Here is a 24,050-nt window from a genome sequence, read left to right on the forward strand (position 1 = left end):
GATGCCTTCTTTTTTATTTATATTTATTATTCCCTGACGAATGAAGGAATGGAGCGCAGTCCCTATAATATATTTACGGAAATCTTATTAAACCATAACAATATCTTTACCACCTCTAATCAATTACTTATAAGTGGGGTCTCGCCATATCGCCATCAACTTAAGAAATTGGCATTTCCCCATATCGAAAAAAATGAGCTGAATTATTATAAATAACTCTGGAAAGATAAAATTTTCATTTTGGGGATACTTCAAAATATTAGCCTGGTGGACATAGGTATCACCACATGTCCATGGATTAAAGAAAGAGCCTATTATTAAACTGTACCCTACTCTTTGGGTCGGAAGAGGTGCTATAGATGAATGTAAAGACATATAGGGCTCAAGTGTTTTCTTGGTCTAAGGAGACCAAGGTAGAAATAGTAGAACTCATTTCCGCCGGCATAGGTATGGCCGGACCTGTTCTGTTCGCCACAGTTCTAGGCTATCCCGCTCTTGGTTTTGCTGCATCGGTCGGCAGTTTGGCAGTCAGTAGCGTGAAAGTCGGTTCGAGTTTTATAAATCACGGGAAAAAGTTGGCATCAGCGCTGCTATCAGTAGTTCTCGCTGCGATTGCTGCTGTTCTCTCTTTCGGACATGGCTATCTGACATTTGGAGTCTTGATCCTGCTGGTAAGCCTTGCTGCGTTAATTGGCGGATATAGTCGTGCCTTGGCGGTGGCAACAACACGCTTTGTCGTATTCCTGATCATCATCCTCAACATGGTCGACCAGACGGAGTACCGGATGGAACTAATTTTTTCAATCTTAGCAGGGGCGATTTGGACCGTCAGTATCAGCTTGGTGCTAGGCATCTGGGTACACCGTTGTTATAAATCATCGCTGGATGGAGATGTGAAAGGGCCAACATCGAAAAAAATCATTCTATGGCGGAATTCTCTTGCACACCTATCCGGTTGGCAATTCCCAATCAGGCTCGCATTATGTCTAGGTATAGCTGAGGGATTGCGAATACTTTGGCCCGAGCACCACTTCTATTGGATTGCAATTACCGTAGCGATCCTTACTCAGCGGAAAATAGAACTCTTTCCAATCAAAACAACACAACGAGTGCTTGGTACAGTAATCGGCGTGATTGTTGCGAGCTTGCTTCTCGCAACTAGTCTACCAATTTGGGGGTTAGTTATAAGTATCGGGCTATTTGCAGGTGTTCGACCTCTTCTAAAGGTTCGAAATTATCTTGTATACTCTGCAACCATGATCCCACTCATTATTTTGATCATGGAAGCCGGCAAGCCGTTCCAGTTTATCATTCTGTTCGACCGTGTATTTGCAACCCTTATCGGTGCAGTCATCGTGATTGCAGTGAACTTGATATTCAGTAGAGCGATGGCGAAATCAGTGTAAAGGTGGTTATCTAGCCAAAGATGCTTTACTTGGAATAAAGTTTGATTAAATTAACTTAATAAACCTTGATAAAAGAGCAAATAAAAAAAGCGTGGTTCGAAAAAAGATTGTTCAAAACACGCTTTTTCTATATTCAATTAAATCATCCTTTTATTAAACTTTGTTTCATGGCCACAAAATGATATCTAAAAGTTAGACACGTTATTTCATTAGGAAGCTTCTTGGGCATGGGTCCGGTATTGTACGAGGGCTCATGCCTTTTAGTTTTGCCTTTGCTGTTGTGTATTTTATATTGTGGATCCATTGACAGTTACTTTTGCGTCTATAGTAAATCCTAATCTTGCATCTACAGATGCCTACAACATTATTATCCTGCCAATATGGAGAATCATAGAAACATAGGTTGTCCACTTTAGACACGACACGTTTTCCTACATTTAAATTGTTTCGTTCCAATCGACTGCAAAATGAACGAATACGTTTCTCCCTGTCTCACCAGATTTCTTGTATTTAAAGCCATTTTCCCTTTTAGGGTGATATAGTCCTTAAGATCTTGTTAAACCTGTGCAATTACGGTTGGAATTTCATGCTGTTTGACACATATCCCCAGGCTATCTGGACATGATAAAAGATGAGGTGACTGACATGAAGGATAAAATATTAGAATTAGTACCAGGATCGGTAAAAAAATTACTCCAGAAAAAAGTTAAAGATGGAAACCGATGCATCATTGATTTGGTTGTGGATGATGCAACTGCTTATGGATTTGAACCGGAGCAAGTAGTCCCCTGTATCATGGCGGGTTATTATGTTTATGAATCCACCACCTATCCCAGTGAAATGGAGGAAGAATGGAAGCTGAACTTGGTTTTTCATGCGGCCAATCGCTCGGCAATGAAGCTTCTGTCTTATGGGAAGTATAAAGCGAAACAATCTGAAAGTGGATGGATGAGATATACAAATCCATAAGGTTTACTTAACATACACTAACTAGCTTGGTGAGCATGAGGCACCGTCACATGCCCATCAACCTGAGATTTTGAAATAGCACCAAGTATTTTGGTGAAAAAAAGAAACATTTAAGTTCCTAATGACATTTTTCTAATGTAAGTTATAACATTGCCTAAACAACAACTACCTTGTGGATTGTTTACTTCACAACCACATCGGTTTTCTCTTATGTTTTCGCGAATAAGCTCTACTGGATTAGGAGTAAGTCCATTTTTCACATATTGTTTAATTTTTTTTTAGTTCTTGAATTTTACGTTGGATGTCCTCTAATTTAAGAACAGTGAAATCATATATGTCACCGCACTTTGCTTCATTGCGATCGACCATTTGTATCGAATGGTCTCCGTGTTAACGCCACACTTTTCAGCCAGTCCTCCAATAAGATATTGCATCTATCGCACCTCATATAAAGTATAAACCCTGTACCATAGTACAGGGTCAAGGAAAGTATTATTTACTATATTATCGATCTACTTTCTTAAAATAAACTGTCATTATTCAATAAGTCTTATTCAACAATATGGTCCGATTGCGAAATTCTAAAACTACATTTAGAGCGATTAACCTTTATCACCACGTAACTCTTTACTACAACGTTTTACAAAAAACGCTGTTATTAAAATAATAATTCCTATACTCAAAACAAGTAATTGATCGAGTGCAATCACATCACGAAAAATCCAACGAGAAACAAAACCGAAGCTAGACATGCACACACATATAAAACCAAAATAATTTAACCATCTATGTACATTTTTCATCCTTTCCCCTCCTAAAACTACATTTTATCATTCCCTCCTGTTTTTGGGTGTGAGTGCTGGCTAGTCGTGTGGCGATACCCCATGCCCATCAAGCTAAGGTCTTTAAGTACCCTCTAAACAAAATTTTTAATTTTTTTACAGTTATTTATGTGAATTCAACTCGTTTTTTTCGTTTTGGGGACAATGCATTTTTTAAGTTGATGGCTATGCTCAAATTTGAGAGTCTTTTTTTGCTATTTCTATTCATATTTTTTTGTTTTTTACCAATAATATACAGAGAAGGTAGATTTGTCTATAAAGTTACTTTACTGTATTTAGGGGTGCAAATATGAAAGTATCAATATTTATTACTTGTGTTGCAGATGTTTTTTATCCAGAAGTAGGAAGAGATGTTGTGGAAATTCTTGAAGATTTAGGGTGTGAAGTGGATTTTCCTAAAACTCAAACTTGCTGCGGACAACCAGCTTATAATAGCGGGTATGTTAAAGAAACAAAAACAGCTGCAAAACATATGATTGAAGCCTTTGCTAGTTCAGAATATGTTGTGGCACCATCGGGCTCTTGCGCTATGATGGTTCACGAGTTTTCTAGCTTATTTTCTGAAAGTGAAGCGGAGTGGAAGAAAAAAGCTACTGAACTTGGAAATAAAACATATGAGTTCACACAATTTCTTGTGGAAGTATTAGGGAAAGAAGACTTAGGTGCGGAGCTTCATAAAAAAGCAACGGTTCATACATCTTGTCACATGAGCCGATTAATGGGGATTAAGGAACCACCGCAAAAATTATTAAAATGTGTAAAGGGACTGGAAGTTGTTTCACTGCCGCATAATTATGATTGCTGCGGATTTGGGGGCACATTCTCAGTGAAAATGCCAGAAATTTCTGAGCAAATGGTTGAGGAAAAAGTAAAGCATATTATGGAAACCGGTGCGGAAGTGTTAATTGGGATGGATTGTAGCTGCTTAATGAATATAAAAGGACGTTTAACACGCAATGGTTATCCAATTGATGTAAAACATATTGCTCAAGTATTAAATGAAGATCGAAAACAAGGGGGGATATAGAGATGGGAATGAAAATTGGGAACGATCCCTTTCATAAGCGTACTAAAACAGGCATTGGGGATCCATTTATGCGACAGGCTGTCAGGAAAGCGCAAGATGGTCTTAGAATCAAGAAATTAAAAGCTACTGAGAGTCTTGGAAACTGGGAAGAATGGCGAGCTTTAGGAGAAGAAATTCGAAAGCATACATTAGAAAACCTTGATTATTATTTATATGAGCTGAGTGAAAATATTGAGAAAAACGGTGGTTTTGTTTATTTCGCAAAGACTGCAGAAGACGCAAGGGAATATGTAAAAGGGATTGTAAAAAAGAAAAACGCGAAAAAAATTGTGAAATCAAAATCTATGGTAACGGAAGAAATCAGTTTAAATGAAGCGATTGAAGAAGCTGGAGCGGAAGTGTTAGAAACAGATCTTGCTGAATTTATTCTACAAGTGAACGACCATGATCCGCCGTCACATATTGTTGTTCCGTGTCTTCACAAGGATAAAGAACACATTTGTGAAATATTTAAAACAAAGTTAGATTATACGGGAACATCTGATCCGACGGAAATGGCGAGGTTTGTAAGATCGTATATACGTGATGATTTTTTTGCAGCGGATATAGGGGTGACTGGATGTAACTTTGCTGTTGCAGAATCTGGGTCAATTTCTATCGTAGCGAACGAAGGAAATGCAAGGCTTACTACGACACTTCCGAAAACGTTGATTACAGTTATGGGGATGGAACGTATTGTTCCGACATGGGAAGAGCTTGATGTTTTAGTAACACTACTCTGCCGAAGTTCTGTAGGACAAAAGTTAACAAGTTATATTACAGGGTTAACTGAGCCTGGCGGGACAGATGGACCTGAGGAATTTCATTTAGTCATTGTTGATAATGGTCGTTCCGATATTGTAGGAACAGAATTCCAAAGTGTCCTTCAGTGCATTCGTTGCGCGGCATGTATTAATGTGTGTCCTGTATACAGGCATATTGGTGGACATGCATATGGCTCTATTTATCCAGGACCAATTGGAGCTGTGTTAACACCGCTTTTAGGGGGATATGATGAATATAAGGATTTGCCTTATGCATCTAGCCTTTGTGGTGCTTGTACAGAAGCGTGTCCAGTGAAAATCCCGTTACATGACTTATTAATTAAACACCGCAGCCGCATTGTAGAAGAAAAACAATCACCTGTAGCTTGGAACGTGGCTATGAAAGGTTTTGAAAAAGCGGTGAAGAGTCCTAAATTATTTTCTTTTGCAGCGAAGAGCGCTCCCTATGCATTAAAACCTCTCGCAAAAGGAGATAAGATTGAGCGCGGCATTGGACCGTTAAAAGCTTGGACGGACGCGAGAGATTTTCCAGTTCCGAAAAAACAACCGTTTCGAGAGTGGTTTAAAAAACACGTAAAGGAGAACGATGATGGCCATCCAAAATCGTGAGGAATTTTTACTCCAATTATCAGAAAAGCTTGGTAGAAAACGTCCAGAAGCAGTGAAAAAACCGAACTGGTCTTTTTCCCCGCAGTGGAATGTTTTTGACGGACTTTCGCAAGACGAACTTGTATTAAAGTTAATAGAGCACTGCGAAGTAATTCATACAGAAGTAAAGCGAACAACAACGGAAAATCTTGTTGAAACATTGGGGTCTTTTATAAAAGAATGGAATATCAAATCTGTTATATGTTCGAATGATGAGCGCTTTAATGAGTATGGTCTTACGCCATGTTTCAGCAATGAAGGTACAACACATTTTCGTACATGGGGATTAGATCATAAAGAAGAGGACATAGCATTTGCGAAAGCTGCCGACCTTGGCATTACGTTCAGTGATATGACTCTGGCAGAATCAGGAACCGTTGTGCTATTTAATGATGGGTTAAAAGGAAGACATGTTAGTCTGCTTCCAGAGTCATACATTGCAATTGTTCCCAAAAGTACGATTGTACCAAGATTAACCCATGCTACAAAACTGATTCATGATCAAAATAAAGCGGGAGAAAAACTGCCGGCTTGTGTGAATTTCGTTTCTGGTCCGTCAAATAGCGCGGATATTGAAATGAATCTTGTCGTAGGTGTACATGGACCAATTAGAACAGCCTATATTATTGTGGATGATCAATAATGATTTACGTTTGCGACAGAGCGCGAAATATAGCTGAAGCATTATAAGAATACTGAAAATAGAAAGCGCTGGCTGTTAAATATAACCGGGGCTTTTTATTTTGTGTGCCCAGTCGCCTAGTAGCTGGCAGGCAACTGGTGGAGAAATCCTATAAAGGAAAAATGTAATCTGTTTCAGTTTTCTACGCTACTATAACTAACTGAATTGTGTCTTTTCTTAGAAGCTAAGCACACTATAACTAGCTCCAATTATAATGAATACGATAAAGAGCAGAATGAGTAATAAAAGCCCACTACTACCGCTCTTACCATCTTCACCACCGCCGCTACCACCTTTACCGCCAGATCCCATATGAAAATCCTCCTTATCGTTATACATTGTTTTTACTTTATATTTTTCTAGGTTCATCAAGAAGTTCCTTTTAAAACTCTAATTAACTTGCAAATCATTCCTTTTCATTTTACAATTTATTTACCGACCGGTAAGTAAAAATAGAGGAGGTATAGTATGACAAAAAATTTACAAACATCGCACAACATTGTAGAGGCATCATTTAAACTGATGGCAGAGCATGGCATTGAGAAGATGAGTCTTTCAATGATTGCGAAAGAAGTAGGCATATCAAAGCCCGCTATTTATTATCATTTTCCGTCTAAAGAAGCACTAGTTGATTTTTTATTTGAAGAGATTTTTTCTGAATATCAATTCGCGGGTTACTTCGTTAAAGAACAATATACGAAAGAAAACTTTGCAGAAAAGTTAATCGAAGATGGTTTACATATGTTGTCGGAGTATAGAGGTCAAGAAGGCATATTACGCGTTATAAATGAATTCATCGTAACTGCGACGCGAAATGAAAAATACCAGAAACGCTTATTTGAAATACAAGAAGATTTCTTAAATGGATTCCACGATTTATTAAAGCAAGGTGTGGAACTTGGTGTTGTGTCACAACATGCAACAGAAGAAAACGCGCATACGTTAGCGCTCGTTATTGATAATATGAGTAATTACATATTAATAGGATTTCAGTTAAAGTATAAAGAAATTTGGATTCAAAATGTGAAAAACGTAATGAAGGGGGAATAAATAATAAATTTTCAATTTTATGTAAAGTTATGTAAAATGTAGATTGAGACAATTCATATATTAGATTAATAGATTTGGAGTGGTTACATGGATCCATTGAAAAATGAAATTCATCCTGACATGGTCAAGGTGTGGAAAATTCGTGCTGTAATTGAAGAAGGGATAGGTATTCTCGTCATCTTAGTATACCTTTTCCTCATGATAAAGTTTGATTGGTGGGCGTGGATTTTGTATGTGATGGTTGGGTTAACAGTTGCGCTAGCACCATTTTCGTACTTCGTATTCCCGAAACTGCGTCAACGTTATTATAGCTATCAATTAAATGAAGAAGAGCTTGAAATTCAGCACGGTCTTTTCGTTGTAAAGCGCGTATTAGTACCGATGATTCGTGTACAGCACGTTACAATTGAACAAGGGCCAATTATGAGAAAACATGGATTAGCAGAATTACATATTTCAACGGCAGCAACTTCTCATAGCATTCCCGGCTTAACGATGTATGAAGCTGAAATGCTGAAAACGAGAATCGCAGAATTAGCGAAAGTGAGTGATGAGGATGTATAAGAGGCAGCATCCAATCACGATGTTATTAGAATTAAAATTAACAGATTTTATACCATTAATTATTTTCATGTTTAGTTTAAACGGAAAGTTCCCATTTTGGTATTTAATTCCCGCTGGATTCGGTTTACTCACTATTTTTTCAGCATTTGAAAAATGGTATTACACAACATACTGGGTTGAAAATAACGTATTACATGTGAAACAAGGGCTCTTTGTGAAGAAGGAGAGCTACTTAAATAAAGAACGTGTCCAAACGATTAATACGAGTTCAGGCATGCTGTATCAAGTGTTAGGACTAAAGAAAATTAAAATCGAAACAGCTGGCGGAGGCGATGATGCAGAAGTTAGCTTAGCTGGTATTACAATAGAAGAGGCGACTGAGCTTATTGCAATGCTAAATGAGCCAACGCCAGAAGTGAAAGCAGAAGAAACATTAGAAGAAGTAGTAGAAACAGAAATTATTACAGAGGAAAAACAAGCGACAGAGTACAAGTTAACGTGGAAAGAAATTTTATTAGCGTCTATTACATCTGGTCAATTTGGATTATTATTCTCTTTAATATTTGTCGTTTATAACCAAGTGGATGAGTACATTCCGAAATGGATAAAAAATAGCGTAGAGTCGTATGTAATGGATCATGATATATACGGCTGGATTTACATGGTAGCCATTTTGCTCGTCGTTTCTTGGATTATATCCACAATTGGATATGCGTTAAAACATGGTAATTTCACAGTAAATCGAAAAAATGATGAGGTACGCATTTCACAAGGCTTAATTGAGAAAAAAGAACTCGTACTAAAGTTACATCGTATTCAAGGGATTACAATAAAAGAAGGCATTTTACGCCAACCATTCGGTTATTGTGCCGTGCAAGTAGAAGTCATTCAAAGTGAGGGGAAAGAGGAAAAAGTTACACTACATCCAATCATTCGAAAAGATCGTGTGCAACAGTTACTCGCTCATTTACAATTACCATATGAACTAAATACAAACATTATTTCATTACCAAAAGCAGCGCTGCGTCGTTACTTAATTGATAGTTTTATATTCTTCGCAATGCTCGCAATCCCGCTTACAGGAATAATCATATACTTTGAAAAGTATTTCATCATGTGGGCGTTATTACCGCTCGCTATCCTCATCTTTACACTTGGATACGCAACATTTAAAACAAACGGTTATGGTGTAACCGGAGAGCAAATTACAATGGTACATCGTAGTATTGGGAAACATACAGGACTTGTAAGAAGAAGACACGTCCAATCAATTGAAAAAACACAATCATATTTCCAGCGCCGAGCGGATTTATGTACGTATACGTTTTCTAGTGCATCATCGAATTATAAACTAGAGCATACGAGAGTAGAAGATGCGGAGAGAATGCAGGATTGGTATAAGAAGAGAATAAGTGAGAATTAATTTGAAAAGGCTTGCCTAGTATGAAAGGCAGGCTTTTTTGTTATAGAAAAATGAATAGTTTGCAATTGGACTAGGTTTTCTTTAGTGTAATTTATATATGGGTGCAAATACAGATCACATTTCTCAATACGTATCAGAAAAAAGGTTGTATCCTTCTATTTCAGGAAAATTCGTGAAATTTTTGATATAAATGGTATACTAATATAGAAATAATAGTAGGAGGTTATATATGATAAGTCAGTTGAAAAGAGAAGCACTTGATGCATTAAAAGGAAAATGGGGATTAGCGGTAGGTGCAACCCTATTACTTGGAATCCTTATTGGAGCTGTTGAACTTCTAATCACAGGTGTTTTCTCGATGTTTTGGGGTTGGAAAGAAGCAAGTGATTCGCTTACAGTAAGTATTATTGCAATGCTTGTTATCGGTCCGTTAACAATAGGCGCCTATTATCTTGTTTTAAATGCAATCCGTGGGACTAGTGTTCGCATCGGTCATATATTTAGATGGTTTAGCGATGGAAGTAAGCTTATGAAGTCGTTTTTAACATATTTATTAATGTATGTATACTTGATTCTATGGACATTACTTCTTATTATTCCGGGTATTATTAAATCATTTTCTTATTCTATGACGTATTTTATTTTGAATGATCATCCAGAATACACAGCGAATCAAGCAATTACCGAAAGTCGCCGTATGATGAATGGACATAAAATGGATTACTTTTTACTATGCTTAAGTTTCCTTGGCTGGTTCCTTTTAAGTATTCTTACCTTAGGAATCGGTTTCTTATGGTTAGCACCTTATTTCTACGCGACATCGGCAGCATTTTATGAAGAGATTTCAAAAGAATATTATAAAAAAGAAGGTACTACCTTCTAATAAACACCTAAACCACTTATCCCCTAAAGAATATAGGGAACAGATGGTTTAGGTGTTTTGATATGTGTTCTGTTTTTCGGGGGTCACTTCAGGATGAGGTATAGGTTTTTATCCCGCTATTTGTGGGCAGTAAAACTCCTATTGGTGCGGGCTGATAATCAGTGGGGGATGAACAAAACCCCCACTGATTAAAGTTTCACTTTATATAGAAATTCTTCCCTCTATGTTTTATCATAGAGGGTTATTTTTTTATGTAAAAATGATAGAAAATAATGAATAATATATGTAAAGGAAAAGGTGAGGTGAATGAGAGTGAGCAAATTTTTAATTCCGTATTCATTTTCTATATTAAGTTTCTTTATTTCAGTAACGGTACTTGATTTATATGATAGGATGGGAAAAAATAATGAGATGACTTCGCCGAACATACTTGGAAAGGTAATTCAATCTACTTCGCAAATGGGAGTCCTTACATTGTATTTTGGAGCACCTATTATTTTAGGTGGCTGTCTACTTGGTGAGCTATTGTTTAGAAGTATCATTTTACGATTTAAATTAAGCTATATTATATCTTTATTATTATATCTACTTTTAGCTTTTAGTATTGTTTTTATCTTTTTGTCTGTAATGGTAGGAGTTCCAGCAGCATATGAAGAAGTTCGTACTCTTCAAATGATGTATTTCATGGGGATAACTATGATTTGCGCTGTTACATTTTTTGTGAACCGGAATATATGGGAGAAAAAAATAAGTTAATAATGGAGTGACAAAATGAAATACACGTGTCCATGCTGCGGATATAAAGTGAAACTTTAATCAGTGGGGATTTTGTTCATTCCCCACTGATTATTAGTTGAACCAATCGGGCATTTATGGGCAGTTGATCTTCCGCCTAACTCCTTTGTTCTAGCTGAATTTTGAGGTGGGAGTTTTACTGCCCGTTAATGCGGGATAAAACATTAGAAGAAGAACCACCCGGCACATATGAAATTTGTAACATATGTTATTGGGAAGATGATCCTGTTCAGTTTAACGATCATGACTATGAAGGCGGAGCAAATAAGCCCCCGTTAAGACAAGCGCAGAAAAATTTCATTGCATTTGGTGCTTGCGAGGAATGTTGTGTGGGATTAGTTAGAAAGCCGGCTAGCGAAGATGTGAAGGATGCTAGTTGGAAGCAAATTTGTTAAGTGGTTTATAAGTAGAAAATGTTATTACTTATAGAAAGAGAAGTAATAACATGTTTTATTTAGTGATTAAAGAATTGGCACCGTTTTACAAAATAAAAAACTAAAGATGATAAAGTAATAGGAAGGCCAGTTTCAAAAAAGACTTCTAAACTATCTATTGGAATATTTAGGATAAAAGGTTATAATTAACATTTATCAGTTTATGATTACGATAGATTTTGTGAAATGAATCACAAAAGGTCGAGGTACTACGATTTAGTTTAATCAGAAAGAGGAGAACGTATATAAATATGAAGATTATAAAAATCGCAACAATAAGTATGATTGCAGTAGGGTCTCTTGCTATTTCTTCAAGTTCATTAGCTGAAATTGAACATGCAGCTAATAATAAAATCGATTCTACACAATACACAGTAGAAGAGGAACGTGTTCTTTCGCAACAAAAAGAAAGTGAAATAAAAGCTCAGGAAGATCAAGTGAAAAAAGAAATTGAAGCGCAACAAGATCAGGTAAATAAAGAGAGCGATTCAAAAGTGAAAGTAGAGGAAAAGGCAGAAACAGAAACAGTAGCTGAAATGCAACAAAATCAGCTAAAGAATGAAGTGGAAACGGAAGCTCCGAAAGAACAAACAAAACAGGAGAACGTGATACAGCAAGAGCAACCATCAAAAGTACAAGCAGCTCCAAATAGTTTTCCTGATGTTCCTGGTTGGGTAAAGCCATCAGTAGACTATCTTATAAATAAAAATGTATTGTCAGGTATGCCTGATGGTACGTTTTCACCAAATTTAGAGATAGATAGAGGGGCAGCCGCAACAATTATGGCTAAAATATTGGATCTTCCTATCGATCAATCGGCACAGCCTTCTTTTGATGACTCAAAAAAGCATTGGGCAGCTCCGTATATTGCGGCTATAGAAAAAGCGGGTGTTATTAAAGGAGATGGGAACGGGAAGTTTAATCCTACTGGAAAGCTAACGAGGGGCGCAATGGCTTCTATGTTAGTAAATGCATACAAATTACAAGAGAAAGTGACAGGGAATCCTCCAACAGTATTTAACGACTTAAAAGAGCATTGGAGCGAGAAACATGTAAACATCCTAGTTGAATTAAGTATTTCAAGTGGATACGGTGATGATAATTGGAAGCCTGATCAAACGATTACTCGTGCTGAAACTGTAAGTTTAGTTGCTCGAACAGATACTTCAAAAGATAAAGAGTTCAAACGTAAACAAATTCAGATGTCCAAATCTTTCTTTGCTTATCACGATGCATCATTATCTTCAGGAATCGCTTTTGAAGGTGCCCCGCAAACTGTAACAGTGTATGAAGAAAGAGGAGATGGCTGGGTTAAAATCCATACATATCAAGGGTTCAAATGGATCTTATTAAACGAGAAAAGAATGCATATTAATAGAGAATTTTTCACGTATGATTATCCAGCGGACTCGGCGAATGTACTTGTAAAATATACAGCGCAAACGGTGACAGTAGTTGAAGAGAGAGGTACGTGGTTGCGTATAAGAACTGGTTCAGGTCTACAATGGATGAATATGAATGAATCTAGAACAGTTATTGATAACTTAAAAACGATCCAAAATAATCAACAGGTCATCTTAGTTACAACAAAAGGATATAATACGAATCAAGCTCAAGTTCGTACATTTGAAAATTCAAATGGGAAATGGAGAGAGCAAAAGAATATAAGTGGATATATTGGGAAAAAAGGTTTTGCAGTTGAGATGAGTGAAAGTGGTATGAGTTCGCCAAGAGGAAAATACACAATTGGTTCAGCTTTCGGTAGACAAGGGAATCCTGGTACGAAACTTCCCTTTATTAATTTAACGCAAAATCATGTTTGGGTAGATGATTCTACATCTCCATACTATAATACTTTACAGGAAAAGCCTGTAAAAGGTAGATGGAAATCAGCTGAAAATATGTATATTCCAGCATATGATTATGGATTCGTAATTAATTATAATACTGAATCACGTACACCATACAAAGGAAGCGCAATCTTCTTCCATGTTTCTACTTCATGGACAGAAGGGTGTACAGGTGTAGATAAACAAAATGTTATTGATATGTTGAGATGGATCGATCCAGGGAAAAATCCTGTTATTATTCAAACTCCTGAACATGAACTGACAAACTATTAATTTGATAATCTTAAAAAATCTTTAGGTGTAAAATTTATACGGCATTATTTTAAGTCTACTTTAATTAGTAGGCTTTTTTTATTAGTGTACGAAATTCTCGTTTCAGAGTACTGTTTACTTTTTGACTTGATGATAATGAGGCGAGATCCATTGCATACTCTTATGAAGAATCCTTATTTACACTAAGGATTGGAATCGTATGGACGCCTTAAAATATAGGTGGGGGAAAATAATGTAAAAAAACTATTGTATGTTTAAAAAACTTATGTTACATTTGTGTTACAAAAGAGTTACAAACGGTAACTTATGTTACGGTTTGTTTTCTTTTGTTTTTCGGTATGTTACGAATTGTGGTTCGTAGCCAATTAACCGAGAATATGTAAAGTTAAAAAAATAGCAAACTAAAAATAGTTTTTCTATGTGTATAAGAGTGTGTGTAGTAAAGAGCCTGAGTGAGAGCTTTATGCACATTATTAAAATTCCTTTCTGTCTTAAAAGAAGAAGACTACCAACTATTTAGGAATTTTAAGTAATGATAGTGAATGAAATGTACTTCTTTTCCAACACAAAATGTAGTACATAGTTTACTTTCAGTCTAATTACTACACAGACTTTTATACATATGACGTTATTGTTTTAGGCATATATAGGGGGAGAGAAAATGAGAAAGTTATTAACAGTAATTGGACTTACGTTTTTAATGCTAGCGGGATGTAGTAATGGGGATTTTGAAAAAGCGATGGATGAGGGGAAGACGGCGTTAACGAATAAAGAATATAAAAATGCTTTATCATCATTTGAAAGAGCACTAGATGAGAAAAAAGATGATTCAGATGCAAAAGTGTTTGTAGAGCAAACGAAAGCAATGATTGAAGCAGTGAAGTTAAAAGAAGAAGCAAAATTAGAAGAATCGATCAAGTCACTTGAAAAAGTAGAGAGCGTGAAGAATGGAAGTAATGCGCTTATAAAACAAGCAAAGGAAGAACGAACAGCATTAGTAGCGATCTTAGAACAAAAAAAGAAGTATGAAGAGCAGCTGGTGAAAAGTGAAGAGTTAATAAGTAAGAAAAATTATGCAGAAGCGAAAGAGATGTTAAATAAGGTAGTTTCAGAAACAAAAGATAACAAGAACCTTGAAGAATATAATAAAAAAGCTTTAGGATTAATCACTAAAATTGGTGAAGAAGAAAAAAGTGCAAAGAATGTAACGGCAGCAGCGAAGGCACAAAAAAATGATGCAGTAACGAGTCAAAAGGTAGCGACAGAGAAGAACCAAAAGGTAGAGGCAGAAAAGAATCAGAAGGTAGCGACAGAAAAGAACCAAAAAGCAGAGACAGAAAAAAATCAAAAGGCAGTAACAGAAAAGAACCAAAAAGCAGAGACGGAAAAGAATCAAAAGGTAGCGACAGAAAAGAACCAAAAAGTAGAGACAGAGAAGAATCAAAAGGTAGAGACAGGAAAGAATCAAGATGCATTTACTTTTGAGAAAGCTAAAGAATATATCAAAAAAGAATATAATGAAGAATATGATTACACTCTAGAGGATACTCAAGTCGAAAATGGAAAGAAATATTATAAAATTAGAGTGCGTACGACATATAAAATAGAAGGCGCAGCTGGATCAGGATTTACTGGAGTATTCAAGGTATTCGAAGATGGTACAGTTATTGAAATGCACTAAATCGATGAAGAGGATACGATGAATCTTTATATTTCTAGTAAAGATTCATGTATATTTTAGAAGTGAAAACGGCCATTTAAGTATGTACGGTGAACCGTATCATAAATAACGGTAAACTTTTGTGAAAAATATTTTGGTAGTTATAATGATTTATGAAAACAGTAGATAATAAAAGAAGCTTAATGATTAATCTGTACCCTTTGTAAGGGCATTTTGAAAAAAGTTATGCAACAACAAGAAGATGATTTCTGTATTCAACAGAGGTCATCTTCTTTAATTCTTATAGAACTAACCATGCAGGTTAGCTCTATAAAAAAATTTCAATTTATTACAAAGTGTAGAAAAGCATAATTTTTCAAAGGCAAAGCAAGAATGGGTATATTATGGAATGGTAGACAATAAGTTTTGTGGAGCAAACTGTCATCTATGTTGCCATGAAAGAATCCGTTATGAGTTTACAATTATCAATCGACTAAACAAGCAAGAAATGGTAGTAGGTTCTGAATGTATCAAGAAGTTTACAGAAGGATTTACAGAAACTTTCTATGATACAAAAGGAAACGTAGTTACAGAGAAACGTCTAACAGAAGATAAGAATGATTATTTAAAACGATTCTTAAACCGTGAATTAGATGAGAAAATTGTACCAAAGAATAATAACTTCTATAATAGTATTGTAAAACAAATAAAGGAAGATGGTAAACTATCTCCTTTACAGATTAGTTATTTAAAAAGTTTCTACAATACATTAAATGAAACAGGTCAGCAAGCCTTTAAAATGGTAGTCAAAGTAAACTTGAAAACAAATAAACAAAAACAGCAAATGAAAGAGTTTAAATGGCATGAACTACAATTTGTAGGGCAGTTTATGAGTTCACAACAAAGAGAACGCTATAATATCATATTAAAATAAGAGAGGGGTAGAACATGCCATTCCATATAGGTAGTGCAAGAGCAGGTTTCACTAAGGTAAGTGGTACAGGAGAAGACTTAGGGGTAGGTGCATTCTATAAGTATTTAGGATACAGAGAAAACGGTAAAGATGTAATGGAACGACACGAAGCTTATGTTGAGGATATTCATGTAGAAACTGTAACGAAATACGGTAAAGTATACTGGAATACGATTGATAGTGAACTAGAATATGCAAAAAAAAAAGATTAGTGAACTAGGATATACAGAAAAGGAAACTCTTAGAGATGTATTACTTAGGGCAGATAGATGTTTGAGAGACTATGGTTACGCTATAAAATAGTAGACTTTAGGAGAAATAAATCTATTTAAAAGGGGTATCAAGGATGGGGAAATTCAAGAAAGACCAAAAAGTAGTTGCACTTACATTTGAGGGGTTAACGCCATGTACCATTGTAAGAGTTGGTTGGATTTTTATTACGGTACAGGTAGAGGAAACAAAACATCTGTATTCGATTACAAAAGGTAAGATAGTTCCTTTAGAAGAAGACAAACACTACTTATTAGAAGAGTGTATAAATGAAGAAGGTAACTTTGAAATAGGCGATGTGTTTGGTATTATTGATTCATCAAACTTAGAAAGTGTAAAGAAAGAATTTGCTAACAACGGTGAATTCGAGAAGAAAGATGGGCAATATTATACAAGACTTAAAACAGGTAGTGAGTTACTGAAACAATACTTCAACTAATATCTCACAAAGGGGTATGCGATATGATTGAGATGAAACAGGTAAAAGTAGGGAGAGACCAAAAGGAGTCTCTTTTTGTTTTAAATGGTGAAGGTGAAATTATATTAAGTACAGAGAAAAAGTCCATCTTAAACAGTTGGTGTAATCTATTAGGGATAGAGATACCGACTAATGTAAAAATAACAGAAGTAGACAATGTACATATAACTACATATCAAGTAGAGAAGACTGTCATGTGTAAGGAATTTATAGATAAGAAAGAAGTACCTTTAGGGGTATCTCCTTGTCTAACCTTTGTACCTATGAAAGACTGTGATGAATACATGGAAGTAATTGCTTACGTACATATTGACGAGAAAGTCACAACAATCTATATACCGCATGAAACTTCAAATGCATTTGTAGAGTTGTATACAGGAGAAGTAGACACTAGTGTAAAGTTACCATTTTTAAATTATAATTTCTAATTTCTAATAGGAGCGTGTGAAATTATGGCAAATAATATTGAAGCATATTGTGAAAATTGTGGAGACGAAACGCTACATTTTGCTGATGTAGATGGTTGGTATTGTGATGAATATGACTCAGAAAATAGAAGCATTTCTGCTAATCCATATGGTGGGCAAGATTACTAAATTAATGATGGCAAAAAGACCAGAACGTCTATTATTAGATGTTCTGGTCTTTTAATTGTTACTAAAAGCAACATGAGCATAGATATCCATCGTTGTCTTCACATTGAGTGGCCTAAACGATTTTGTACTTCTTTTATCTTCGCTCCAAGCTTCAAATAATATGTTGATTTTCGGGTCCCTAGTAAAGTGAAAAATGATAGAATGAGAAAAATATTCATTAGCTTATTCCAGAATAGGGTGCGATTGTGGAACAACACAGGTAGAAAGTGAAGTAGTACGATGTAACGGAGATATGACATAGAAAAATTATTCTACAAAATGTAAAGTTATTTTTCTGAATCTACTATTAATCTGTAACTTTAGATAGTTATAAATCGCAAGTGTACTAGGCAGTGGGATTTTAACAGCAACAAAACAGAGATAATGAAAGTAAAAAGGTATCCTTCTTATTGGAGGATACCTTTTTAGCATAAAAAAAAGCATCTAGCAAAAGTACTAGATGCAAATAAAAACACAAGGGAAGATAAATGTCTTCCCTTTTCCCGTAAGTAATTATATCAAAAAAATTATAAAAAACTAGCTTTATTTTTAATATAATTGATGTGTGAGGCTATGATATTGTAGGATTACACTATTTTTATAGTGTTTTTTATTAAAAGGAGTGAATTATAGTGCTCAAAGTAAAGTTTTATGATTGGAAAAAACAACGTCCTAAAAAACATTATTTGCGTGTGCATGAAATTAGGATTTTTGAGTTAATTTTTTCAAAGGCAATTAGCGATTTTGAGATGGGATTAGGAGAGATTGAGCAAGTTACTGTTTACTGTTTAGCTAATGAAAACACTGATATTTCATATAACGTGAATAGATCTTTAGGGGAAATTCGTGTAGATATTCCTTATGATTTTATGGGATTTTTAACACTTGATTCAGTTGAAGAGAAATACAACGAGTTTTGTAAACTAGTACGTCAATATGTTATCCCCGGACTTGAAGTAAACTCTACTCTCTCACCATCTATTGTTAGAGAGTATGTCGAAAAGTCTTTAGGAGAAATTGTGAAACAAAACTATGAAGGGATATTTTTAGTAGGGAAGACACCTAAAAAAAGCCCAAGCCGTAAGAAGATAGCGATATTAAAAGGGATTCATCGCGTCAAAGGTTTCCAGCTACGATGCGAGGTGTATGATGAAAAGGGTTTAAAGATTCGCGATCAGTTATTGGTGGAAGAGGTAGGTAACGAAATGGTGTATTCAAGATTTTTAGGCACATTAAAATGGGAAAATGAAAATTTAATTGTGGTCAAATCAAAATCCAGTAGTTGGAAAGAAGAAATTTATATTTAATAATAAAGTTATTATAGAAGAAATGATTTGTAGAAAGAAGAGAGGCTATTGGTTCTTCTTTATTTATGTGTATTCAATTAATGAAGGGAATTTTAAAGAAATGCTCGATATGATGTGATAACTATAATTTTACAAAATTGTATATAAAGCCTTATTTTCTGCTAATATATAATTAATAAATTCATATAATTGGAGTGATGAGATGCAGCCGTTAGAAAAGGAGATTCATTCTAATATGCTAAAAGTGTGGAGAATTCATGCTTTAATTGGGGCGGCGGTTATACTAGCAGTCGTAATTGCGTATTTCTTTTTTATGATTAACTTTAACTGGTGGGGTTGGTTGTTTGGATTGTTAGTGACAGGAGCAGTTATATACATACCACTTGATTATTTTGTATTTCCAAATTTACGTCAACGTTATTATAGTTACAGATTAAATGAAGAAGAGATTGAGATTCAAAAGGGAATGTTCGTTGTAAAGCGCGTGCTTATTCCGATGATCCGCGTGCAGCACGTTACAATTGAACAAGGGCCGATTATGAGAAAGTATAATTTAGCAGAATTACATATTTCAACAGCGGCAACTTCTCATAGTATTCCAGGTTTAACGAAAGAAGAAGCAGAGCAGTTGAAAAGACAAATTGGAGAGCTTGCGAAAGTGAGTGATGAGGGTGTATAAGAGGCAACATCCGATCACGATTTTGTTAGGTATTCGAATTGCGAGTTTGTTACCACTTATTATTCTTGTTATGTTTAAACCTGAAGAACAAGTGAAGCCTTGGTATTTATTTTATCTTTTCCTTCTGTTTGTTTTATTCATTATGGCTATTTTTTCAGCAATTAAATGGTATTTCAAAGTGTACTGGATTGAGAATAATATTTTACATATAAAACACGGTGTTTTTGTGAAGAAGGAAAGTTATTTAAATAAAGACCGTGTGCAAAACATTAGTACATCTTCTACTATCATTTATCAAATGCTTGGACTTACGAAATTAAATATAGAAGTAGCGGGCGGCGGTAGTGAGCCAGAAGTGATGTTAGCTGGTATTAGAGAAGATGAAGCGAAGGAACTGATTGCTTTATTACATAAAGAGAGAAGAGTTGTGAGTGAAGAGACGCTCGCAGAAGAAGAAAGTAAGACAGTTTATCAGTTAACAGCGAAAGAAATTTTATTCGCATCTATTACATCCGGCAGATTTGGATTAGTGTTCTCTATGTTAGTAATCCTTTACACAGAGTTTAATGAATTTCTTCCAAAATGGCTCATAAATAAAGTGGAAGCGTATGTGATGGATAACGGTGTATATGAATTAATCGTTATGGCCGCGATTTTAATGGTGGTTTCGTGGGTCGTTTCGACAGCTGGCTATGCGCTAAAATATGCGAACTTTAAAATAGAGCGAAAAGGAAATGAAATTCGCATCGTTCAAGGGTTATTTGATAAGAAAGAGTTTGTTTTAAAATTACACCGCATTCAAGCGATTACTGTGAAAGAAGGAATTCTCCGCCAGCCTTTCGGTTATTGTTCTGTCGAAGTGGAAGTGATTCAAAGTATAGAATCCGCCGGGAATGAAGTGATGTTACATCCTTTTATGAAGAAGAAAGATGTGCAGCAGTTACTTACATATTTACAGTTGCCGTATGAAATAGAAGAAGAAATCGTTCATTTACCGAAGGCTGCATTGCGTCGTTATGTCGTAATGGGCTGGATTACAAGTGCTGTGCTCGCAATGCCGATCGCCGGTGCGAGTATATATTTTAAACAACATACTGCGTTGTTCGTTCTTATACCGTTATTTATTGTATTTACGTTACTTGCATACGCTAGATATAAAAGTGGTGGATATATGATACGAGAAAATCAGTTAGTAATGGTGTACCGAGGCCTTGCGAAATATACAGGGATCATGCGAAGAAGGCATGTTCAAGCAGTAGGATATAATCAGTCGCATTTTCAAAAGAAAGACGAGTTATGTACAGCTGCCGTATCGGTAGCGGGACATGGTTATGAAGTGAAGCATATGCGAAAAGAAGACGCGCTTCGCATATATAATTGGTACAAAGAAAAAGGAAACACCAGTGTGTAATGGTGTTTCCTTTTTTGTGTCGTCATTTGTCGATAAGTCGATATATTCAAAAAATCGCTGATATAATTTGAGTTGCGCCGATATAATTTCACATATCGCAGGCTCCGAACTCCGAAAATTAAACTAACACATCAAAAGTAGTCACGAACGACGGGCGAGAGAAAATGCTTTTTTGCCCTTCTGCATGTGGATGCGCTTGTGTCTGTCCTTGTCCTTCTGCTTGTGCAGGGCGTTTTTTATGAGCGTTTTCGAATGAACGTGATTCTGTCCAGTCTTTAAAGTTTTGCTCTGTTTCCCACATCGTTAAAATGACATATGTATCATTACTTAATGGGCGAAGAACGCGGATTGCTTGGAAACCAGGTTCGTTTTCGATAAGACCTGCGCGGTTTTTAAAACGGTTTTCAAATACAGGGCGACCTTCGTCTGTTACAGAAATGTTGTTACAAACGATGTAGCCAGGTTGTCCTTTAAATTCTCCAACAGCGTCTAATACGTCATATTGAAGTGAGGATTCTACAGATTCTTCAGTATTTTCTTTATAAAACATATCTTTTTCGTTATTTTTTGCAGTGAAATGTGCTTGTTCTAGAGGTGTTTCGTATGAAATAATAGCCTTCATTTTAATGCCCCCTTTATAGTTTGTCTCTATTATATCAACTCTTGTGAAAAACTTCGAAGATTATATACATAAAGATACTTCTTTTTCAAATAATAAATGTACCATCATTTGGAAAGAAGGCCGATGTATGAAGAAAGCAAAGTGGACTTTATTGGGCGGGTTAGCAACGTTTGTAGTAGCAATTGTATTTTATAAACTTATTGTGTTAGCTGGTGGCTATATGATGGATGAAAAGCAGCTTGTTTTCCACTCTTCATCACGTATCGTTGACCAGAAAGGAAAAGAAATTACGAAGTTATATGTAGAAAATAGAGAGCTCGTGCCGATCGAAGAAATTCCAAAGTACGTGCAGCAAGCATTTATTGCTGTGGAAGACTCTCGTTTTTATGAGCATCAAGGAATTGATTACCCTTCTATATTTCGGGCGCTTTATAAAGACGCGTTAGCTGGAGAGAAGGTAGAAGGCGGTAGTACAATTACGCAGCAACTAGCTAAAAATGTCTTTTTAACTCGCGAAAAAACATTTACGCGTAAATTGAAAGAGGTCGCAATTTCTCTTCAATTAGAGCAAAAATATACGAAGCAGCAAATTCTTGAAATGTATATGAACCATATTTATTTCGGTCACGGGGCATATGGTATTCAAGCGGCGGCTAAATTGTATTTTAATAAAAATGTAGAGGATTTAACAGTGGAAGAGGGAGCTATGCTTGCAGGGCTTCCGAAAGCGCCAAATGGCTATTCACCGTACTTATCTCCTGAGAAGAGTAAAGAGCGCCGTGATCTTGTTTTGTCACTTATGCATAAACAAGGCTATTTAACAGCGGAAGATAGTGTTCGTTACCAAGGAAAAACAATCGCTCTTTATAAAAATGCAGATGAACGTGAACTCGCATATATGCCGTATATCGATATGGTTATAGATGAAGCAGCGCGTTTATACGGTTTATCGCATCAAGAAGTACTGCGCGGAGGATATACGTTTGTCGTACCAATGGATGAAAAAGTTCAAAAGGTAGCATATAACCAGTTTCAAGATGCGAGAAATTTCCCTGGTAAAGAAAACGGGGCGCAAGGTGCATTTTTATTAATGGATAACCAGACTGGCGGAATTAAAGCCGCGATTGGTGGAAGAGAGTATGTTCCGAGAGGGCTTAATCGTGTTTTTGCAAAGCGGCAGCCGGGTTCTGTTTTAAAGCCACTTATCGTATATGGACCAGCACTTGAGACGAAGAAATATAATCCATATTCTTTATTAACGAATGAAAAAAGTTCGTTTGAAGGCTATGAACCTCGAAATTATAATCATGAGTATACGAAAGAGATGACGATGTACGATGCGGTATTAGAATCAGCAAACGTGCCAGCTGTATCTTTATTAAATGAATTAGGGGTAGATGAGGGAAAGCAATATTTAGAGAAAGGGAATGTTCATATTGCGGACTCAGGTTTAAGCACAGCACTTGGCGGGCTTAAAAACGGTGTTTCTCCATTTGATCTTGTCAAAATGTACCGTTCTTTTTTAGCAAACGGGAATATTATCGAACCGCACGTTATTGATAAAGTGTTAAATAGACACGGGGCAGTCATTGGAGAATCATCAAAAGCTGAAACGAAAGTCTTTTCAAAGCAAACGGCATGGTATATGACAAAGATGCTTGAAGGAGTTGTGAAAGAAGGTACGGCGAAAGCTGGCGTATATAATGGAGCTTTAGCTGGAAAAACAGGCACAACTTCACTGCCGAATGATGACCATGGTGCGCGCGATATGTGGTTTGTTGGATATACACCGAATTTAGTAGGTGCAGTTTGGATTGGCTATGACCGCACCGATAAAGAGCATCAATTACAAGATGGAAATGCATCGGCAACGATGTTATTTAAAAAGATTTTAACGAAAGCAAATATACAAGATAAAGCGAGTTTTCATAGGCCAAAAGGTGTTGAAACAATTGGACTGCCAATTCGTTTAGATAAGATTCAAAACGTGGAAGCAAAACTAGCTTTTAGTCCTTTCGGTTTATTTGCAATGAAACTAAGCTGGACGCCGCTTCCTGATGAGAGAATTATGTACCGGATTTATAAAGTTGAAAAAGGAATGCATACTCACGTTGGAACGGTAAAAGGAACAGGGAAATATGAGGAAAAGTTTATAAATATATTCTCAAAACCAAGTTTTTACATTGTACCATATAACACACAAACGAACCGTGAAGGAGAAAAGTCAAAAGTAGCTAAACCATAGTTTTTCTCTGTGTTATAATAAGAATGTTGTGAAAATAGTAAGCGGTTTTACGAATGTTTGTGTCAATTTAATGAACAACGTACATAATGTTATGCATTTT

24 protein-coding genes and 3 pseudogenes are annotated in these 24,050 nt (G+C 35.9%); 22 read left to right on the plus strand and 5 right to left on the minus strand.

The features are described 5' to 3' along the window. The first annotated feature begins 359 nt into the window (after positions 1-359). Positions 360-1,406 carry an FUSC family protein gene (locus JTF23_RS13195; RefSeq protein ID WP_204208935.1) on the plus strand — a complete coding sequence of 349 codons (1,047 nt, stop codon included), beginning with the start codon at positions 360-362 and terminating at the stop codon, positions 1,404-1,406. A gap of 142 nt (positions 1,407-1,548) precedes the next feature. Here the strand turns inward: JTF23_RS13195 and JTF23_RS27790 are convergent. Then, positions 1,549-1,841: pseudogene (locus tag JTF23_RS27790) on the minus strand (hypothetical protein); the annotation flags it as partial. Positions 1,842-2,051: 210 nt separating this feature from the next. Here JTF23_RS27790 and JTF23_RS13200 point away from each other — a divergent pair. Continuing rightward, positions 2,052-2,375 carry a hypothetical protein gene (locus tag JTF23_RS13200; RefSeq protein ID WP_002146752.1) on the plus strand — a complete coding sequence of 108 codons (324 nt, stop codon included), beginning with the start codon at positions 2,052-2,054 and terminating at the stop codon, positions 2,373-2,375. Positions 2,376-2,485: 110 nt separating this feature from the next. On the opposite strand, the pseudogene JTF23_RS28470 reads toward JTF23_RS13200, so the two are convergent. Continuing rightward, positions 2,486-2,653: pseudogene (locus JTF23_RS28470) on the minus strand (bacterioferritin-associated ferredoxin); the annotation flags it as partial. A 324-nt stretch (positions 2,654-2,977) separates the two neighbouring features. Then, complete coding sequence (locus JTF23_RS13210; RefSeq protein ID WP_002158997.1) at positions 2,978-3,178, minus strand: hypothetical protein; 201 nt, start codon at positions 3,176-3,178, stop codon at positions 2,978-2,980. A 328-nt stretch (positions 3,179-3,506) separates the two neighbouring features. On the opposite strand from JTF23_RS13210, the gene JTF23_RS13215 reads away from it, so the two are divergent. From JTF23_RS13215 to JTF23_RS13225, 3 genes are read left to right on the plus strand one after another with little or no spacing between them, the layout of a single operon-like run. Next, a complete protein-coding gene (locus JTF23_RS13215; protein ID WP_002158996.1) occupies positions 3,507-4,244 on the plus strand; it encodes a (Fe-S)-binding protein in 738 nt (245 codons plus the stop codon). Positions 4,245-4,246: 2 nt separating this feature from the next. Continuing rightward, a complete protein-coding gene (locus tag JTF23_RS13220) occupies positions 4,247-5,677 on the plus strand; it encodes a LutB/LldF family L-lactate oxidation iron-sulfur protein (protein ID WP_204208936.1) in 1,431 nt (476 codons plus the stop codon). After that, complete coding sequence (locus tag JTF23_RS13225) at positions 5,658-6,359, plus strand: LutC/YkgG family protein (RefSeq protein ID WP_204208937.1); 702 nt, start codon at positions 5,658-5,660, stop codon at positions 6,357-6,359. The genes JTF23_RS13220 and JTF23_RS13225 overlap by 20 nt, the downstream gene beginning before the upstream one ends. Positions 6,360-6,575: 216 nt before the next feature. Here JTF23_RS13225 and JTF23_RS13230 read toward each other — a convergent pair whose 3' ends face one another. Continuing rightward, positions 6,576-6,710: a sporulation protein YjcZ gene (locus tag JTF23_RS13230; protein WP_100247421.1), complete on the minus strand. Its 135-nt coding sequence runs from the start codon at positions 6,708-6,710 to the stop codon at positions 6,576-6,578. A gap of 156 nt (positions 6,711-6,866) precedes the next feature. Between JTF23_RS13230 and JTF23_RS13235 the strand changes: the two genes are divergently transcribed. From JTF23_RS13235 to JTF23_RS13310, 16 genes and pseudogenes are all read left to right on the plus strand, one after another. Next, positions 6,867-7,448: a TetR/AcrR family transcriptional regulator gene (locus tag JTF23_RS13235; RefSeq protein ID WP_204208938.1), complete on the plus strand. Its 582-nt coding sequence runs from the start codon at positions 6,867-6,869 to the stop codon at positions 7,446-7,448. Positions 7,449-7,535: 87 nt separating this feature from the next. Next, positions 7,536-8,012 (plus strand): PH domain-containing protein, encoded by a 477-nt coding sequence (locus JTF23_RS13240; RefSeq protein WP_000371347.1) that lies wholly within the window; start codon positions 7,536-7,538, stop codon positions 8,010-8,012. Continuing rightward, entirely contained in the window at positions 8,005-9,435 is a 1,431-nt protein-coding gene (locus JTF23_RS13245; RefSeq protein WP_204208939.1) for a PH domain-containing protein, read from the plus strand. The genes JTF23_RS13240 and JTF23_RS13245 overlap by 8 nt, the downstream gene beginning before the upstream one ends. Before the next feature lie 229 nt (positions 9,436-9,664). After that, positions 9,665-10,318 (plus strand): DUF975 family protein, encoded by a 654-nt coding sequence (locus JTF23_RS13250; protein ID WP_002158990.1) that lies wholly within the window; start codon positions 9,665-9,667, stop codon positions 10,316-10,318. 306 nt (positions 10,319-10,624) lie between these two features. After that, entirely contained in the window at positions 10,625-11,074 is a 450-nt protein-coding gene (locus JTF23_RS13255; RefSeq protein ID WP_213020053.1) for a hypothetical protein, read from the plus strand. A 188-nt stretch (positions 11,075-11,262) separates the two neighbouring features. Next, positions 11,263-11,508: a CPCC family cysteine-rich protein gene (locus JTF23_RS13260; protein WP_204208941.1), complete on the plus strand. Its 246-nt coding sequence runs from the start codon at positions 11,263-11,265 to the stop codon at positions 11,506-11,508. Between the two features lie 575 nt (positions 11,509-12,083). Continuing rightward, positions 12,084-13,670 carry an S-layer homology domain-containing protein gene (locus JTF23_RS13265; RefSeq protein WP_374100896.1) on the plus strand — a complete coding sequence of 529 codons (1,587 nt, stop codon included), beginning with the start codon at positions 12,084-12,086 and terminating at the stop codon, positions 13,668-13,670. A 661-nt stretch (positions 13,671-14,331) separates the two neighbouring features. Beyond that, positions 14,332-15,351 carry a hypothetical protein gene (locus tag JTF23_RS13270; RefSeq protein WP_204208943.1) on the plus strand — a complete coding sequence of 340 codons (1,020 nt, stop codon included), beginning with the start codon at positions 14,332-14,334 and terminating at the stop codon, positions 15,349-15,351. A gap of 388 nt (positions 15,352-15,739) precedes the next feature. Beyond that, positions 15,740-16,264, plus strand: a complete 525-nt coding sequence (locus tag JTF23_RS13275) for a hypothetical protein (protein WP_078173360.1) — start codon at positions 15,740-15,742, stop codon at positions 16,262-16,264. A 14-nt stretch (positions 16,265-16,278) separates the two neighbouring features. Beyond that, positions 16,279-16,606: pseudogene (locus JTF23_RS13280) on the plus strand (hypothetical protein). Positions 16,607-16,649: 43 nt separating this feature from the next. Next, entirely contained in the window at positions 16,650-17,012 is a 363-nt protein-coding gene (locus JTF23_RS13285) for a hypothetical protein (protein WP_016104102.1), read from the plus strand. A gap of 23 nt (positions 17,013-17,035) precedes the next feature. Next, positions 17,036-17,479 carry a hypothetical protein gene (locus JTF23_RS13290; RefSeq protein ID WP_002202867.1) on the plus strand — a complete coding sequence of 148 codons (444 nt, stop codon included), beginning with the start codon at positions 17,036-17,038 and terminating at the stop codon, positions 17,477-17,479. Between the two features lie 24 nt (positions 17,480-17,503). Next, a complete protein-coding gene (locus tag JTF23_RS13295) occupies positions 17,504-17,647 on the plus strand; it encodes a hypothetical protein (protein WP_016104104.1) in 144 nt (47 codons plus the stop codon). Positions 17,648-18,318: 671 nt separating this feature from the next. Further along, positions 18,319-18,993, plus strand: a complete 675-nt coding sequence (locus JTF23_RS13300; protein WP_204208944.1) for a hypothetical protein — start codon at positions 18,319-18,321, stop codon at positions 18,991-18,993. A gap of 202 nt (positions 18,994-19,195) precedes the next feature. Further along, on the plus strand, positions 19,196-19,672 hold the full coding sequence (locus tag JTF23_RS13305; RefSeq protein WP_088031239.1) for a PH domain-containing protein: 477 nt from the start codon (positions 19,196-19,198) through the stop codon (positions 19,670-19,672). After that, positions 19,665-21,083, plus strand: a complete 1,419-nt coding sequence (locus JTF23_RS13310) for a PH domain-containing protein (protein WP_204208945.1) — start codon at positions 19,665-19,667, stop codon at positions 21,081-21,083. Before JTF23_RS13305 ends, JTF23_RS13310 begins: the two co-directional genes overlap by 8 nt. Before the next feature lie 118 nt (positions 21,084-21,201). Here the strand turns inward: JTF23_RS13310 and hmoB are convergent, their stop codons facing one another. Continuing rightward, positions 21,202-21,705: an antibiotic biosynthesis monooxygenase family protein gene (gene hmoB / locus JTF23_RS13315; RefSeq protein ID WP_204208946.1), complete on the minus strand. Its 504-nt coding sequence runs from the start codon at positions 21,703-21,705 to the stop codon at positions 21,202-21,204. Positions 21,706-21,832: 127 nt separating this feature from the next. Here hmoB and JTF23_RS13320 point away from each other — a divergent pair, with 127 nt between their 5' ends. Continuing rightward, on the plus strand, positions 21,833-23,950 hold the full coding sequence (locus tag JTF23_RS13320) for a transglycosylase domain-containing protein (RefSeq protein WP_204208947.1): 2,118 nt from the start codon (positions 21,833-21,835) through the stop codon (positions 23,948-23,950). The last annotated feature ends 100 nt before the right edge of the window (positions 23,951-24,050 follow it).

The sequence above is a fragment of the Bacillus sp. RIT 809 genome (genome assembly GCF_016892495.1).
Lineage (GTDB): Bacteria > Bacillota > Bacilli > Bacillales > Bacillaceae_G > Bacillus_A > Bacillus_A cereus_U.